This is a genomic window from Streptomyces sp. KM273126, from assembly GCF_004337435.2.
In the GTDB taxonomy this organism is placed as follows: Bacteria; Actinomycetota; Actinomycetes; order Streptomycetales; family Streptomycetaceae; genus Streptomyces; species Streptomyces acidicola.
In genome coordinates this window covers 6,886,500-6,904,294 of record NZ_SJXB02000001.1, presented here as the reverse complement: position 1 = coordinate 6,904,294, position 17,795 = coordinate 6,886,500, and the positions used below count along the sequence as shown (strand labels likewise).

Here is a 17,795-nt window from a genome sequence, read left to right as displayed (position 1 = left end):
GATGCCTCTGTCAGTCTCGTGGGTCGGAGTCAAAGCCGAAGCCGTCGTCGGCCGCGGGGGCGGCTGCGTCGGTCGCAGCAGCCGTGTTGGCCTCGTCGGTCATGTCGCCGAGTGCGAGGTTCACCAGGTCGTCGACGGCGAGGTCGGCGATGGCGGTGTCCTCGTCCGGCGTGTCGTCGGACCAGATCGCGCTCTCGTCCTCGGCGCGCCGTTCCGCGTCCTCGGCCTCCGCCAGCAGGGTGCGCAGGCCGGGCAGGAGGCCGGCGTCGTGCAGTCGGCTGAGCGGGACCGCGGCGAGGACGCGGCGCAGACGGGCCTCGTCGACGTCCGTCAGGTCCTGCGGGGAGGTGTCCGCGGTGTCGTCGGGGAAGAGTTCGGTGTGGAGGTGGCGAGCGAGGACGGCCGGGGTGGGGTGGTCGAAGACGAGTGTGGTCGCCAGACGGAGTCCGGTCGCGGCCATCAGCTGGTTGCGCAGGTCGACGGCCGTGAGGGAGTCGAAGCCGAAGTCCTTGAAGGCACGGTCGGCGTCGATCGCGGCGGGCGTCTCGTGGCCGAGCACCGCGGCGACGCGGGACTGGACGAAGTCGCCCAGGGCACGCTCGCGTTCGCCGGCCGGCAGGGCACGCAGCCGCGCGACGAGTTCGCCGGCTGCGGCGGCCGTCGTGCCGGTGCCGCTGCCGGTGGCGGTGGCGGTCGTCGCGTCGGGCAGGTCGGCGAGCAGGGCGCTGGGGCGCGCGAGGGCGAACGCGGTCGCGAACCGGTCCCAGGAGACGTCCACCACGGCGGTGCAGGGGCGGTCGTCGTCGAGCACCTGGTCGAGTGCGGCGAGCGCGCGCTCGGGCGGCAGGGGGCGCAGTCCGGAGCGGCGGATGCGTTCCTCGGCGGCCCGGTCGGCGGCCATGCCGTCGCCGGCCCAGGGCCCCCACGCAACGGACGTGGCCGGCAGGCCGACGGCACGGCGGTGCTGGGCGAGCGCGTCGAGGTGGGCGTTGGCGGCGGCGTAGGCGGCCTGGCCTGCGTTGCCGAGGACGCCGGCCACGGAGGCGAACAGGACGAACAGTCCGAGGTCCCGGTCGGCGGTCAGTTCGTGCAGCAGGTCGGCCGCACGGGCCTTGGCGGCGAGGGCGTCGGCGAGGTGCCGTGGGGTGAGGTCGGCGAGGACGCCGTTGGCGGGCACGCCGGCCGCGTGCACGATGCCGGTGAGCGGGGTGTCCTCGGGGATCCCGGCGATCAGCGCGCGGACCTCGTCGCGGTCGGTGAGGTCGCAGGCGGCCAGGGTGACGCGGGTGCCGAGCGCGGCGAGTTCGTCGCGCAGTTCGGTGGCGCCGGGGGCGTCGGCGCCGCGCCGGGAGACGAGCAGCAGATGCCGGGCGCTCCGCTCGGCGAACCGTCGGGCGAGGTGCCGGCCGAGGGCTCCGGTGCCGCCGGTGATCAGTACGGTGCCGCGCAGGCCGTCCACTGGGGGCTCTTCGGGATGGGCGGTGCCGGGGCCGTCGTCCCGTACGAAGCGCGCGGCGAAGACACCGCCCGCGCGGACGGCGAGCTGGTCCTCGGACCAGGTGGTGGAGCGGCCGTGGGCGAGGAGCTGGGCGAGCCGGTTCAGGTCCCGGTGCCCGGGCCGGACCGGAAGGTCGGCCAACCCTCCCCAGATGTCGGGGTGTTCGAGGGCGAGACTGCGCCCGAGCCCCCACAGCTGCGCCTGGGCGGGGTGCCGGAGCGGATCCCCGGTGCCGACGGACACCGCGGACCGGGTCGCACACCACAGCGGCGCACCGGTCCCACCGGCCGCGTCGGCCCACGCTTGGGCGAGCAGCAGGGTCAGACCGGTCGCGGCGGGCGGTTGTCCGTCGCCGGTGGCATGGTGTCCCTCACTCGTGGCATGGTCTCCGTCGCTCGCGAGCTGGTGCCCGTCCGCTGCGCCCCGGCGCTGCTGTCCGTCCCCGGTGGGCTGCTGTTCCTCCGCCCACGCGAGGAGTGACAGCGCGCCGTCCGGGGCGAGTTCACGTACCCGGGCGGCGAGTGCGGTGCGGCTGTCGTGGCTGCCGATGGTCAGTACGGTGACCTGGGCGCCGGCGTCCCGCAGGGCCTGCGCGCACTGTTCGGCGAAGCCGTCCTGGTCGGCCGTCACCTGTTCGGGGGCGACGACCAGCCAGTTCCCGGTGAGCGTGGCGGCCGGTACGCCGACCGGCTTCCAGGTGACCGTGTAGCGCCAGGCGGCGAGTTCGGACGCCTCGCTCTGCCGCTTGCGCCAGTCGGACAGCACCGGCAGCAGGGAGCCGAGAGGCGCGTCCGCGCTGACGCCGAGCCGGGCGGCGAGCGCGGCGGGGTCGCCGCCGTCCACGAGGCTCCAGAATCCGGCGTCGGTGCCGTACTGCCGTACGGCGGCCGGCCGCTGTGCCCGGCGGTCGCGCAGCCAGTAGCGGCGGCGCTGGAAGGCGTACGTGGGCAGCTCGACGCGTGCACCTGCCCCGAGGCTGGTGGGGTCGGCGGCTGCCGCGACGGCGGGCCAGTCGGTCCGCATGCCGCGGACGAAGAGGTCGGCCACGGCCGTGAGCAGCGTCTCGGCCTCGGGACGGCCGGCCCGCAGGGCGGCGGCCGCGGTGACGCGCCCGTCGGAGACGGAGCGGGCGAGCGCGGTCAGGACCGGGTCGGGGCCGAGTTCCAGGAGCCGGGTCGCGCCGAAATCGCCCGTGGCGGTGGTGAGGGCGTCGTGGAAGCGCACGGGACGACGCACCTGATCCACCCAGTAGGCGGCGGACGCCCATTGCGTCGTGCCCGACTCGCCCGTGGCGGTGCTCACGGCGGGGGTCGTCGGGCGGCGGTAGCGAATCGTCTCGGCGACGGTGGCGAAGTCGGCGAGCATCGGGTCCATCAGCGGTGAGTGGAAGGCGTGGCTGACCCGCAGCCGGGACACCCTGCGTCCCTGTCCGCGTGCCACGTCCACCGCCTCGACGACCAGTTCCTCGTCGCCGGACACCACCACGGACGAGGGCCCGTTGACGACGGCGACGGCGATCTGGCCGCTGCCGGTCAGCTCCTTCAGCAGCTCTGTCACCTCGGCCTCGGCACCCTCCACGGCGGCCATCGCGCCACCCTCGGGCAGCGCCTGCATCAACCGCGCCCGAGCCGCTACCAGCCGTACCGCGTCAGGGAGTTCGAAGACCCCAGCCGCATAAGCAGCCGCCAACTCGCCCACCGAATGGCCGAGCACGAGGTCGGGTCGGACGCCCCAGGACCTGAGCAGTTCGACGAGCGCCACTTGCAGGGCGAAGAGGGCCGTCTGGGCGTAGCCGGTGGCGTTCAGCGGGTTCGCGTCGTCCTGCTGACCGTCGGGTTCGGCGAGCAGCAGGTCCCGCAGCGGATGCGTGAATCCGGCCTCGGGCCCCCCGAGTTCGGCTTCGAGCAGCTCGCACACGGCGTCCAGAGTCTGCGCGAACACCGGGTAGGCGGCGTGGAGTTCCCGTCCCATTCCGGGCCGTTGGCTGCCCTGCCCGGTGAACATCCACGCAGTTCGGCCCTCGCCGACGGTGCCGGTGACGACCGTGGCGTGGCCGGCCGCGGGGGTGCCGTCGGCCGCCAACGCGTCCAGTCCGGCGCGCAGTTGGTCAAGGTCGGTGCCGAGTACGACGGCACGGTGGTCGAGCACGGCGCGAGTCGTGGCCAGCTCGTGCGCCACGTCGCCGGGGAAGGCCGGCTCGTCCGAGGAGGCGAGGAAGCTCGTCAGCCGGGCCGCCTGGGCCCGGGTCGCCCGGTCGGTACGGCCGGACACCACCCAGGGCACGAGCGGGGAACCGGAGTCAGCTTCGCCCGCGCCCGGGATGGCGCCCGGCTCCCGCCCGCTCGCGCTCTCGCCGTCCGAGGCTTCCTCAAGGATGACGTGGGCGTTCGTACCGCTGATGCCGAACGAGGACACACCGGCCCGGCGCGGATGTCCGGATGCCTCCCAGTCCCGGGGCTCGGTGAGCAGCCGTACCGCACCGGACTCCCAGTCGATGTGCTCGGAGGGCCGGTCGGCGTACAGGGTCCGGGGCAGGTGACGCCGCTGGAGCGCCATGACCATCTTGATGACGCTCGCCGCGGCGGCGCCCGCCTGGGCGTGCCCGATGTTCGACTTGATCGAGCCGAGCCACAGCGGCTCGTCGTCGGCGCGCGCCTGTCCGTACGTCGCGAGCAGGGCGTGTGCCTCGATCGGGTCGCCGAGCCGGGTGCCGGTGCCGTGCGCCTCGACCACGTCGACCTCGGCGGGCGAGACGTGGGCCGCCTTCAGCGCCTGACGGATGACGCGTTGCTGGGACGGACCGTGCGGCGCGGTCAGCCCGTTGGAAGCACCGTCCTGATTGACCGCACTGCCCCGCACCAGCGCCAGCACCGGATGGTTGTTGCGGCGGGCGTCGGACAGCCGCTCCAGGACGAGCATGCCCCCGCCCTCGCTCCAGCCGGTCCCGTCGGCGCTGTCGGCAAAGGACTTGCAGCGGCCGTCACCGGCCAGCCCGCCCTGCCGCGCGAACTCCAGGAACATGCCCGGCGTCGCCATCACGGTGGCGCCACCGGCCAGGGCCATGTCGCACTCGCCGGCCCGCAGCGCCTGGGCGGCCAGATGCAGGGCGACCAGCGCCGAGGAGCAGGCGGTGTCCACGGACACGGCCGGCCCCTCCAGCCCGAGCACATACGACAGACGCCCGGACGCCACACTCGGCGTACTGCCCGTCAGCAGATAGCCGTCCGTCTCCGGGGCGGGGTCGTCGTCCTCCTGTCCGCCGGAGTACCCGTTCGCTGACACACCCGCGTACACGCCTGTCGCCGAACCCTGGAGGGACAGCGGGTCGATTCCCGCGCGCTCCAGAGCCTCCCAGGCCGTCTCCAGAAGCAACCGCTGCTGCGGGTCCATGGCGAGGGCCTCACGCGGCGAGATCCCGAACAGCTCGGCGTCGAACTCCGTCGCATCGTCGATGAATCCGCCGACCGCCGCCACCCCCTCCAGCGTCTTCATGTTCCAGCCGCGGTCGAGGGGGAACGGCGTGATGCCGTCGCCGCCTTCAGCCACCAGCGACCAGAGCGCTTCGGGCGAGTCCACGCCGCCGGGGTAGCGGCAGCCCATGCCGATGACGGCGATGGGCTCGTCGGCGAGTACGGCGCTACGCCGGGTCGTCCCCTCCGTCTCTTCGGTCGGGTTGTCGGCCGGCGCGCCGACGAGTTGCTCCCGCAGGGACACGGCCAGCGCGGCCGGCGTCGGGTGGTCGAAGATCACGGTCACGGGCAGCGTGACGCCGGTGACGGAGCCGAGCCGATTGCGCAGGTCGACGGCGGTCAGCGAATCGAATCCGAGGTCCTTGAAGGCGCGGGACGCGTCGACCGTCCCCGCGGACGCATGACCGAGCACCGCCGCCACCTGCGCCTGCACCAGGTCCAGCAGCTCGCGCTCCTGCTCCTCCACGGACAGCTCCCGCAGCCGTCCGGCCAGGGCACCGCCGGTCGCGGTCAGCCCGGCGGCACGACGTCGACGGTCGGTAGCCGGTACGACGCCTTGCAGGATGCCGGGCAGGCTGTCGCGTACGGCTGACAGGGCGGACGTACGCAGGGCGACGGGGACGGCGTTCGGCTCGTCGGCGACGAGCGCCGCGTCGAGGAGGGCCAGGCCCTCGCCCGTCTCCAGTGCTGGGAAGCCCTGCCGCGCGAGCCGCTCCAGCTCCGGTCCGCCGAGAGTGCCGCCCATGCCGTCGGCGTGCGCCCACATGCCCCAGGCCAGCGACACTGCAGGGAGCCCCTGGGCACGACGGGTGGCCGCGAGGGCGTCGAGGATGTTGTTCGCGGCGGAGTAGGCGGCCTGACCGGCGTTGCCCACCACACCCGCGAACGAGGAGAAAAGAACGAAGGCGGACAGGTCACGGTCGGCCGTCAACTCGTGCAGATGCAGAGCCGATTCGGCCTTCGCCGCCATGACACCGGCCAACCGCTCCGGCGTCAGATCAGTGACCAGACCGTCATCGAGAACGCCCGCCGCATGCACCACACCCGACACGTCGACACCGTCGAGCACGGCAGCCAGTGCCGCACGGTCGGAGACATCGCACGCCCGCACCTCGACTCGGCCACCCAACTCTTCGATTTCTGCCGCGAGTTCAGGAGCACCCGGAGCCTCCGGCCCGCGCCGGGAGACGAGGAGCAGGTCCCGTACGCCGTGCTCGGTGACCAGGTGCCGGGCGACCTCCGCACCCAGACCACCCGTCCCACCCGTGATCAGCACCGTGCCCCCGCCACCCCACGGCGACGGCACCCGCAACACAACCTTGCCGACGTGCTTGGCCTGCCCCAGCAGACGCAACGCCTCCGGGGCGCGCGAGATCCCGTAGGCGGTGACCGGGGCGGGACGCAGGGCGCCGGCCTCGAACAGGTTCAGCAGTGCCGCGAACATCTCGGCGATCCGGTCGGGGCCCGCGTCGATGAGGTCGAAGGCTGTGTAGTCGATGCCGTGCTCGGCCCGCACCTCTTCGGCGTCACGGATGTCGGTCTTGCCCATCTCCACGAAGCGGCCACCGGACCGCACCAGCCGCAGCGAGGCGTCCACGAACTCGCCGGCCAGGGAGTCCAGCACGACATCGACGCCGGGCTGGAACCGCGCCTCGAACTCGGTCGTCCGGGACGAGGCGATCCGCTCATCGGGGACCCCCAGGTCGCGCACGACCGGCCACTTCGGCTCGCTCGCCGTCGCGTACACCTCGGCCCCCAGGTGGCGGGCGAGTTGTACGGCCGCCGTGCCCACTCCGCCGGCGGCGGAGTGGATCAGCACCGACTCCCCCGCCTCAAGTCCGGCCAGGTCCACCAAGGCGTAGTACGCGGTGAGGAACACGATCGGCACGGACGCCGCCTGCTCGAACGACCAGCCGTCCGGCACCCGAGCCAACAACCGGGAGTCGGTCACGGCCGTCGGAGCGAACGCCCCGTCCAACAGGCCCATCACCCGGTCGCCGACCATCAGGTCGGTCACCTCCGGGCCAACCTCCAGGACCACACCGGCACCTTCGTGCCCCACCCGACCGGCGTCGCCCGGGTACATGCCGAGGACGTTCAGTACGTCACGGAAGTTGACGCCGGCGGCCCGTACAGCGACCCGTACCTCGCCGGGGCCGAGGACGCGCGGATCCTCGGGAACCAGCCCGACCCCGTCCAGCCGGCCCTGAGCCACCACGTCCATCCGCCAGCGAGCGCCCATACCCACCGGCGGTACCAGCACCCCGCCCGACGCCATCCGTACCATCCGCGGCGTCCAGATCTGGCCTGCGCGGATCGCGACCTGTTGTTCGTCGATGAGGGCGGCGGCCAAGCGGTAGGACGCCGGGTCGTCATCGACATCGATGAGAGCGAAGCGGCCCGGGTGCTCGTTCAAGGCGGAGCGCACCAGTCCCCAGACGCCCGCGCCGCCGACGTCGGGGGTCTCACCGTCCCGGACGGCGACGGCTCCGTTGGTCACGACCACGAGGCGCGCGCCGGCGTAGCGCTCCTCGGCGAGCCATTCCCGGACGGCCACCAGGACCTCGGTCACCGCGTGGGTACCCGCCCCACGGCGGACCGGGAGCAGGACGGTTCCGGTGGCGCGTACGTCGCCGTCGCCATCACCGTCGCCGTCGCCGTCGCAAGGAACGAGGGCGAGTCCCGCCCCGTGCCAGGGCTCGGCTTCGTCCGGCACTCGCAGGACCGTCACCGGGCCGGCCAGGGCAGCGGTGTCGGCGGAGTCGGCCGTGGGCTCGCCGGGTGCCGGGGCCCACTCCACGCGGTAGAGATGCTCCGCGCTCGTGGCGGCAGCGCCGGCGGCGAACTGGGCGGGCGAAGCCGGGCGCAGCAGCAGTGACTCGACGGCGGCGACGGGCGCGCCGGTGGCGTCGGCGACGTACAGGGCGTAGGTGCCGGAGCCGCGCGGGACGATCCGGACGCGGACGAGGGTCGCGCCGACGGCGTGGCAGGAGACGCCCGTCCAGGCGAACGGCAGCAGGGCACCGTGCTGTTCGTCCGCGCGCAGGGCGAGGGCGTGCAGCACCGAGTCCAGCAGTGCCGGGTGCAGTCCGAAGGCGTGCGCCTCGGTGACGCTTCCTTCGGGCAGCGCGGCCTCGACATACAGTTCCTCGCCCCGGGCCCAGACCTGCCGCAGGCCACGGAAGGCGCTGCCGTAGCGCAGGCCGGTCTCGGCCAGCCTTTCGTACAGCCCGGTCGTGTCGATCTGCTGGGCGTCCGTGGGAGGCCACGTCCGCAACTCCGCGGACTGGGCGGGTGTCTTGCCGGCGCTCACCGTTCCCTCGGCGTGCAGGGTCCAGATGGAGTCGTCCTCGGTGTGGTCCGGGCGGGCGTACAGACGCAGCGGGCGGGCGCCCGTGTCGTCGGGGGCGTCGAGGGAGATCTGGATCTGGACGGCGCCCTGCTCGGGGAGGATCAGCGGGGCCTGGAGGGTGAGTTCGTCGACGCGGTCGCACCTGACGCGGTCGGCTGCCGCCAGGGCGAGTTCGGCCAGCGCCGTGCCCGGTACGACGACGGCCTCGCCCACGACATGGTCCGCGAGCCAGGGTGCGACGGCCGTCGACAGCCTCGCGGTCAGCAGAACCGCGTCCGATCCGGCGACGGGGACGGCCGCGCCGAGCAACGGGTGGTCTGCGGACCTGAGCCCGAGGCCGCGCGCGTCCCCGGCCGAGCCCACGTCGCGCAGCCAGTACCGCTCGCGCTGGAACGCGTACGTCGGCAGCGCTGTCCGTACGGCACCGCTGCCCTCGAAAACGGCCGGCCAGTGGACGGCGGTGCCCCGGACGTACAGCTCGGCGACGGCACGGAGTGCGGTCTCCGCCTCGGGCAGGTTCCTTCGCAGCGCGGAGAGCGCGAACGCCGGTTCCACCATGGCGGACAGCACGGGGTCGGGGCCGACTTCGAGGAACCGTACGGCGCCGAGTTCGTCCACGGCCGTGCGCGCCGCGTCGTGGAAGCGGACGGCCTCTCGCACCTGCCGCACCCAGTAGTCGGGGGTGGTCCAGTCGCCGTCGCCGAGCGGGGCGCCGGTCAGGGTGCTGACAGCGGGCAGCGTCGGCCGGTGGTAGGTGACCTGCTCGGCGACGGCGGTGAACTCGTCGAGCATCGGCTCCATGAGCGCGGAATGGAAGGCGTGCGAGACACGTAGACGGGTCACCCGGCGACCGCGTTCACGGACCGCCGCCATGACCCGCTCGACGCCTTCCTCGGTCCCGGAGACGACCACGGCGGTAGGTCCATTGACCGTGGCGATCGTCACGTCGGTGGTGAGCAGCTCGGCGATCTCCGCCTCGTCGGCCTCCACCGCGGCCATCGCGCCACCCTCGGGCAGCGCCTGCATCAGCCGGGCCCGAGCCGCCACCAGCCGTACGACATCCGGGAGTTCGAAGACACCGGCCGTGTACGCGGCCGCGTATTCGCCGATGGAATGGCCCAGCACCAGATCGGGGCGCAGTCCCCAGGAGTCCAGGAGTGCCGCGAGCGCGGTCTCGACTGCGAACAGGGCTGCTTGTGCGTAGCCGGTGCGGTCGAGGAGGGCGGCGGCTTCTGAGCCCTCGTCCGCGAAGAGGACGGCGCGCAGCGGGAGGGGGAAGCCGTCGGCACCGGACAGCTCGGCCTCCAGCATGGCAGCGACCTCGTCGAAGGCGCGGGCGAACTCCGGGTAGGCGGCGATCAGTTCGCGCCCCATGCCGAGGCGCTGACTGCCCTGGCCGGTGAACATCCAGGCGGTGCGGCCCTCGGCGACGACACCGGTCACGGCGGGCATGGCGAGCCCCGACCGCAGCTCGTCGGCGTCCCGGCCCAGCACGACGGCCCGGTGGTCCAGCGCCGCGCGGGACGTGGCCAGGGACAGTCCGATGTCGAGCGGGGACAGCTCGGGCCGCTCGGCCAGGAAGGTGGCGAGCCTGTCCGACTGCGCGTCCATGGCCTGCCGGCTGCGACCGGACAGCGCCCATGGAATGACCGGCACCAGGGTCGGGGACTCCGGCCGGCGAGGGGACGGCACGATCGGAGCCTCTTCGAGGATGACGTGGGCGTTGGTCCCGCTGATGCCGAAGGACGAGACACCCGCCCGACGGGGACGCTCACCGCGCGGCCAGGCCCGCTCCTCCGTCAGCAGCTCCACCGCGCCCGCCGACCAGTCCACGTGGGACGACGGCTCATCGACGTGCAGGGTGCGGGGCAGGGTCTGCTCGCGCAGGGCCATGACCATCTTGACGACGCTCGCGACACCGGCGGCCGCCTGCGCGTGCCCGATGTTCGACTTGATCGAGCCGAGCCAGAGCGGTTCGTCATCGGCATGGGCCTGCCCGTAGGTCGCCAGGAGGGCTTGCGCCTCGATGGGGTCGCCGAGCCGTGTGCCGGTGCCGTGCGCCTCCACGGCATCGACTTCCGACGCCTCAACTCCCGCGGCGGCCAACGCCTGCCGGATCACCCGCTGCTGCGACGGACCGTTCGGCGCGGTGAGCCCGTTCGAGGCGCCGTCCTGATTCACCGCACTGCCGCGCACGACCGCCAGCACCGGATGGTTGTTGCGCCGGGCATCGGACAGCCGCTCCAGGACGAGAATGCCGCCGCCCTCGGCCCAGCCCGTCCCATCGGCGCCGTCGGCGAACGACTTGCACCGCCCGTCACCCGCCAGCCCGCCCTGCCGGGCGAACTCCAGGAAGATGCCCGGCGTCGCCATGACCGTGGCGCCACCGGCCAGAGCGAGATCACACTCACCCGACCGCAACGCCTGGCAGGCCAGATGCAGGGCCACCAGAGCGGATGAGCAGGCCGTGTCCACCGACACCGCCGGACCCTCCAGCCCGAACACATACGACAGACGCCCCGACGCCACACTGGGCGTACTGCCGGTCAGCAGATACCCACCGGTCTCACCCTGCGGGCTCTGCATGTTCCCGCCGTACCCACTCCCGGAGACACCGGCATAGACGCCGGTCGGGGTACCTCGCAACGACGACGGATCGATCCCCGCGTCCTCCAACGCCTCCCACGCAGTCTCCAGCAGAAGTCGCTGCTGCGGATCCATCGCCAGCGCCTCACGCGGCGAGATCCCGAACAACTCGGCGTCGAAGAGAGCCGCATCGCCGAGGAAACCGCCGACGGCGGCCAGACCCTCCAACAGGGCAGGGTCCCAGCCACGATCCGTCGGCAGCGACGACAGCCCGTCCCTGCCCTCCGCGACCAGATCCCACAGCCCCCCAGCGGAATCCGCCCCACCCGGGAAACGGCAGCCCATGCCCACGATCGCAACCGGCTCGTCGACAGCCGTGCGCGGGCCGCCGGCGCCCGTCACGGTGTCGTCCGTGGTGTCCGCCGCGCCCAGCAGCTCGGTCTTGAGGAAGCCGGCGAGGGCGGAGGGCGTCGGGTGGTCGAAGACCAGCGTGGCGGGGAAGGTGATGCCGGTCGCGGAACCGAGGCGGTTGCGCAGGTCGACGGCGGTCAGGGAGTCGAACCCGAGGTCCTTGAAGGCGCGGGAAGTGTCGATCGACCCCGCGGACGCATGCCCGAGCACCGCGGCGACCTGCGCCTGCACCAGGTCCAGCAACTGTCGTTCCTGCTCGGCCGGCTGGAGCCCGGCCAGCTTCCGGGCCAGGCCGGAGGCAGCCGCCGCCCCCACCTGGCCGGCGGCACGACGCCGACGGTCGGCGGCGGGCACGAGACCTTGCAGGATGCCGGGGAGACTGTCTCGTACGGCTGCGAGGGCGGGCGTACGCAGGGCGACGGGGACGGCGATCGGCTCGTTCACGAGCAGAGCCGCGTCGAGGAGGGCGAGCCCCTCACTCGTCTCCAGCGCCGGGAAGCCCTGCCGGGCCATCCGCTCCAGCTCGGCCTCGCCAAGGGTGCCGCCCATGCCGTCGGCGTTCGCCCACATGCCCCAGGCCAGCGAAACGGCAGGCAGGCCTTGGGCCCTGCGGACCAGGGCCAGGGCATCCAGCACATTGTTCGCGGCGGAGTAGGCCGCCTGACCGGCGTTGCCGACCACACCCGCGAAGGAGGAGAAGAGCACGAAGGCAGTCAGGTCACGATCGGCCGTCAACTCATGGAGATTCAGGGCCGATTCAGCCTTCGCGGCCACCACACGGCCCAGGCGCTCGGCCGACAGGTCACCGATCAGACCGTCATCGAGCACGCCCGCCGCATGCACCACACCGGCCAGGTCAACCCCGTCAAGGACAGCGGCGAGCGCGTCGCGATCGGCCACGTCACATGCGCGTACCTCGGCACGGGAGCCCAACTGGGCCAGCTCGGACACGAGTTCACTCGCGCCGGGAGCAGCGGAACCTCGCCGGGACACCAGCAGCAGATCGCGTACTCCGTGTACAGCGGCCAGGTGCCGGGCGACTTCCGCACCCAGGCCACCCGTCCCTCCCGTGATCAGTACCGTGCCCTCGCCGCCCCACGGCGACGGCACCCGCAGCACAACCTTGCCGACGTGTTTGGCCTGCCCGAGCAGGCGTAGCGCCTCCGGGGCGCGGGAGAGGTCGTACGACGTGACCGTGACCGGTCGCAGCGCGCCCTGCTCGAAGAGCTCCAGCAGCGCGGCCCACATCTCGGCGATGCGGTCCGGGCCGGCATCCATCAGGTCGAACGAGCGGTACGACACCCCGTGTTCGGCCCGAACCTCGTCGGCGTCACGGACATCGGTCTTGCCCATCTCCACGAACCGGCCACCGGGCCGCACCAACCGCAGCGAGGCGTCCACGAACTCACCGGCGAGCGAGTCCAGTACGACATCGACACCCGGCTGGAACCGCTCCTCGAAGTCCGTGGTCCGGGACGAGGCGATCTGCTCCTCCGGAACCCCCAACCCTCGTACCACCGGCCACTTCGGCTCGCTCGCCGTTCCGTACACCTCGCCGCCCAGGTGCTGGGCCAGCTGTACGGCAGCCATGCCGACACCACCGGCAGCGGAGTGGATCAGTACCGACTCTCCGGCTCGAAGCTCGGCGAGGTCCATCAGGGCGTAGTAGGCGGTCAGGAACACGATCGGGACGGACGCCGCCTGCTCGAACGACCACCCGGCCGGTATCCGCGTGACCAGCCTGGCGTCGGTGGTGGCCACCGGGCCGAAGGCCCCGTCCAGCAGGCCCATGATCCGGTCGCCGACGGCGAGTCCGGTCACGTCGGGTGCCACCTCTATGACGACGCCGGCGCCCTCGTGCCCGAGCCGTCCGGCATCACCCGGGTACATGCCGAGGACGTTCAGTACGTCACGGAAGTTGACGCCCGCGGCCCTTACCGCGACCCGCACCTCACCGGCTCGCAGCGCACGCGGCTCCTCCGGAACCAGAGCCACGCCGTCGAGCCGCCCCTGGGCGACCACGTCCATCCGCCAGCCGGCACCCGCCCCCACCGGCGGCACGAGCACCCCGCCCGACGCCATCCGCACCATCCGCGGCACCCACACCTGGCCGTCCCGGATGGCTACTTGATCCGTCTCGTCGCCGATGTGGAGGGCGGCGGTCGGCCCGTCGGCGTCGACGAGGGCGAAGCGGCCCGGGTGCTCGTTCATGGCGGAGCGGAGCAGGCCCCGGACTCCGGCGGCGGACGGGGTGGGGGTCTCGTCCGGGGTCACGGCGACGCCGCCCGAGGTCACGACGACCAGGCGGGAATCCGCGAACTTCGGCTCGGCGAGCCAGCGTTGCACCACCCCGAGGGTCTGGGTGAGGACGTCCGCGACGGGGCCGTCGGCGATGGGCAGCAGGACCCGGCGCGGGGTGGCGGCGCCGGCGTCGAGGGCGGTGAGCAGTGCGCCCAGGTCGGGGTGGGTCGGGACGGCGTCGGGAGCGTGCAGCCGCGAGTCGTCCCCGACATCGCCCATGACGACGATGTCAGTCATCTGATGCTCGGTGGGCGGCGCGGTGACGGGCGTCCACTCCACCCGATAGAGGTGCTCGGGGCCCTGCGCCGTTCGCTGCGCGGCGAGGTCCGTGGTCGAGACGGGGCGCAGCAGGAGGGAGTCGATGGTGGCGACCGGTTCGCCGGTCGCGTCGGCGATCCGCAGGTCGATCTCGCCCTCGCCGCGCATGCGCAGCCGGGCCCGGACCGAGGTGGCGCCGATGGCCGCGAGCGTGACGCCGGACCACAGGAAGGGGAGGAGTGCAGTGCGGTCGTCGTCGCCGCGCAGGGCGAGGGCGTGGAGGACGGTGTCGAGGAGGGCGGGGTGGAGGCCGAAGGAGGAGGCGGCGTCGGCGAGGGGTTCGGGGAGGGTGGCCTCGACGTACCAGTCGTCGACGGCCCGCCAGACGCGGGTGATGCCGCGGAAGGCGGGGCCGTACTGGAGGCCGACGTCCGTGAGGCGGTCGTAGAGACCCGTGAGGTCGGCGGGTTCGGCGTCGGCGGGCGGCCAGGCGTGCAGGTTCCAGGAGCCGTCGTCGGTCGTGGCGTGGGCCCTGTCGCTGACCGTGCCGGTGGCGTGCAGCGTCCAGGCCTGTTCGACCTCCGCGTCCTCGGCGCGGGAGTAGACGCGCACGGTGCGGCGGCCGTCGTCGGTGGCGGCGTCGATGACGATCTGGACCTGGGCGGCGCCCTGCTCCGGGAGGATCAGCGGGGCCTGGAGGGTGAGTTCGTCGAGGTGGTCGCAGTCGACGCGCAGGCCTGCCTGGACGGCGAGTTCGACGAGGGCGGTGCCGGGGACGACGGCGAGTCCGCCGACCAGGTGATCGGCCAGCCAGGGCGTGGTGGCGACCGACAGGCGTGCGGTGAGCAGGACGTTGTCCGAGCCGGCCACGGCGACGGCGGCGCCGAGCAGCGGGTGTCCGGCGACACCGAGGCCGAGGCCGCGCGCGTCGGTGGCGGGCCGGGTGGCATCGAGCCAGTAGCGGTTGTGCTGGAAGGCGTAGGTGGGCAGGTCGGTGCGGCGGGCGCCGGTGCCGGTGAATACCGCGGCCCAGTCGGCGGCAGCGCCCCGTACGAACATCTCGGCGAGCGCGGTCAGCACCGAGCCGCACTCGTCGCGGCCCTCGCGCAGGGTGGCCACGGCGGCGGTGTCGGGGGCGGCGGTCTGGACGAGGCCGGTGAGGACGGGGTCGGCGCCGATCTCCAGGAAGCGGGTGACACCGAGCTCGGTGGTGGCGGTGCGGACGGCGGCGTGGAAGCGTACGGCGTCGCGGACCTGTCGTACCCAGTAGTCGGGGCTCGCCCAGTCGTCGCCGTCGGCGGCCCGCCCGGTGAGGGTGCTGACGGCGGGGACGACGGGGCGGCGATGGCCGATACCCGCGATGGTCTCGGCGAACTTGTCCGTCATGGGAGCCATCAGCGGGGAGTGGAAGGCGTGGCTGACCCGCAGACGGGTGACGCGCAGCTCGCGTTCACGGGCCGCTTCCATGACCTGCCCGACGGCCTGTGCGGTGCCGGAGACGACGACGGCGCGCGGACCGTTGACGGCGGCGATGACAGCGCCCTGCGTGAGGAGTGCGGTGGCCTCTGTCTCGTCGGCCTCGATCGCGGCCATCACGCCGCCGTCCGGGAGGGCCTGCATGAGCCGGGCGCGGGCCGCCACCAGCCGTACGGCGTCGGGGAGTTCGAGGGCGCCGGTGGCGTGGGCGGCGACGATCTCACCGATGGAGTGGCCGATGACCACATCGGGTTCGGCGCCCCAGCCGCGCAGCAGGGCGACGAGGGCCGCCTCGACGGCGAATATGGCCGTCTGGGCGTAGCCGGTGCGGTCCAGGAGCGCGGCCCGGGGTGTGCCGGGTTCGGCGAAGCACACCTCGCGCACGGGCACGTCGAAGCCGGGCGCTCCGGCGAGTTCGGCGTCCAGCAGGGCGCAGATCTCGTCGAAGGCGCGGGCGTAGGTGGGATGCGCGGCGTACAGTTCGCGGCCCATGCCGGGGCGCTGACTGCCCTGGCCGGTGAACATCCAGGCGGTACGGCCCTCGGTGACCGTGCCCTTGACGGCGGTCGCGGTGCCGGCGATGCCGGTGACATCGTCGAGGGCGGCGCGCAGGGTGTCGCGGTCAGGGCCGAGAACGACGGCACGGTGGTCGAGGACGGCTCGGCCGGTGGCCAGGCTGTGGCCGATGTCGAGGGCGGAGGCGTCGGATCCGGTGACGTGGGCGGCGAGGCGTTCGGCCTGAGCCTCCAGGGCGGGCGCGCTGCGCGCGGTCAGGACCCAGGGGATGCGAGGCAGGGCGTGGGGCGGGGCAACGGTGTCGGCGGCCGAGAGTTCGGGGTCGAGCGCGGGCGCGGACTCGGATTCCGCATCGGGTGCGGATGCCGGTTCGGGTACCGGTGCCGGTGCCAGTGCCGGTTCGGGTGCTTCTTCGAGGACCACATGGGCGTTGGTGCCGCTGATGCCGAAGGAGGACACGGCGGCCCTGCGGGGGCGTTCGGCGCCGGGCCAGGGGCGGGACTCGGTGAGGAGGCGTACGGCGCCGGCCGACCAGTCGACGTGCGAGCTGGGCCGGTCCGCGTGCAGGGTGGGCGGCAGGTGGCGGGCGCGCAGCGCCATGACCATCTTCATGATCCCGGCCACGCCGGCTGCCGCCTGAGTGTGCCCGATGTTGGACTTCACGGAGCCGAGCCAGACGGGGTTCTTCTCGTCCCGTCCCTTGCCGTAGGTGGCGAGCAGGGCCTGCGCCTCGATGGGGTCGCCGAGCCGGGTGCCGGTGCCGTGCGCCTCGACGGCGTCCACGTCGGCGGTGGTGAGCCGGGCGGACTCCAGGGCGCGGCGGATGACGCGCTGTTGTGCGGGCCCGTTGGGCGCGCTGAGGCCGTTGGACGCGCCGTCCTGGTTGACGGCGCTGCCCCGGATCACGGCGAGGACGGGATGCCCGAGGCGCCGGGCGTCGGAGAGGCGCTCCAGGACGAGGACGCCGGCGCCCTCCGCCCATCCGGTGCCGTCGGCGTCGTCGGCGAACGCCTTGCAGCGACCGTCGCCGGCCAGTCCGCCCTGCCGGGAGAACTCGACGAACGTCGTCGGCGCGGCCATCACCGTCACACCGCCCGCGAGGGCCGTCCCGCACTCGCCGGAGCGCAGGGACTGACAGGCGAGGTGCAGGGCGACGAGGGACGAGGAGCAGGCGGTGTCGATGGTGACGGCGGGGCCCTCGAAGCCGAAGACATAGGCGATGCGCCCGGAGAAGACGCTGCCCGCGTTGCCGTTGGCGAGGAACCCGGCGACGTCCTTCGGCACTTCCTGGAGCCGGGCGGCGTAGTCGTGATACATGAGCCCGGCGAAGACGCCGGTCGCCGTGGACCGCAGGGACAGCGGGTCGATGCCGGCGCGCTCCAGGGCCTCCCACGACGTCTCCAGCAACAGCCGCTGCTGCGGGTCCATCGCCAGGGCCTCGCGGGGGCTGATGCCGAACGCCTCCGCGTCGAACTCGGCGGCCTCGTGCAGGAAGCCGCCCTCCCGGGTGGCCGAGGTGCCGGCCGCCCGCTCCGCGTCGGTCGCGAACAGGGCGTCGAGGTCCCAGCCGCGGTCGGTGGGGAACGACGTGATGCCGTCCCCGCCGCCGCTCACCAGCCCCCACAGGTCCTCCGGCGAGGCGACTCCGCCGGGAAAACGGCAGCCCATACCGACGATGGCGATCGGCTCATGGTCCTTCGCCTCGGCCTCACGCAGACGAAGGTGGGCGTCCTGGGCGTCGGCGATCGCACGCTTGAGGTATTCGCGGAGCTTTTCCTCGTTCGCCATCTGTTCCTTGTCCTTCGAAAGAGCGCGGAAAGCCGAATCAGGGCGCTTGGAGTCGTGCTGGGTCAGGGCACTTGGAGTGGTGCAGGGTCAGGGCACTTGGAGTGGTGCAGGGTCAGTGGGCTCGGCTTCATGGCCGGTC

1 pseudogene is annotated in these 17,795 nt (G+C 73.1%); it reads right to left on the bottom strand.

Features of this window, described 5'->3' with window-relative positions:
- Positions 1-10: 10 nt before the first annotated feature.
- A pseudogene (locus tag E0500_RS43290) lies at positions 11-17,614 on the bottom strand (type I polyketide synthase); the annotation flags it as partial.
- Positions 17,615-17,795: the final 181 nt, after the last annotated feature.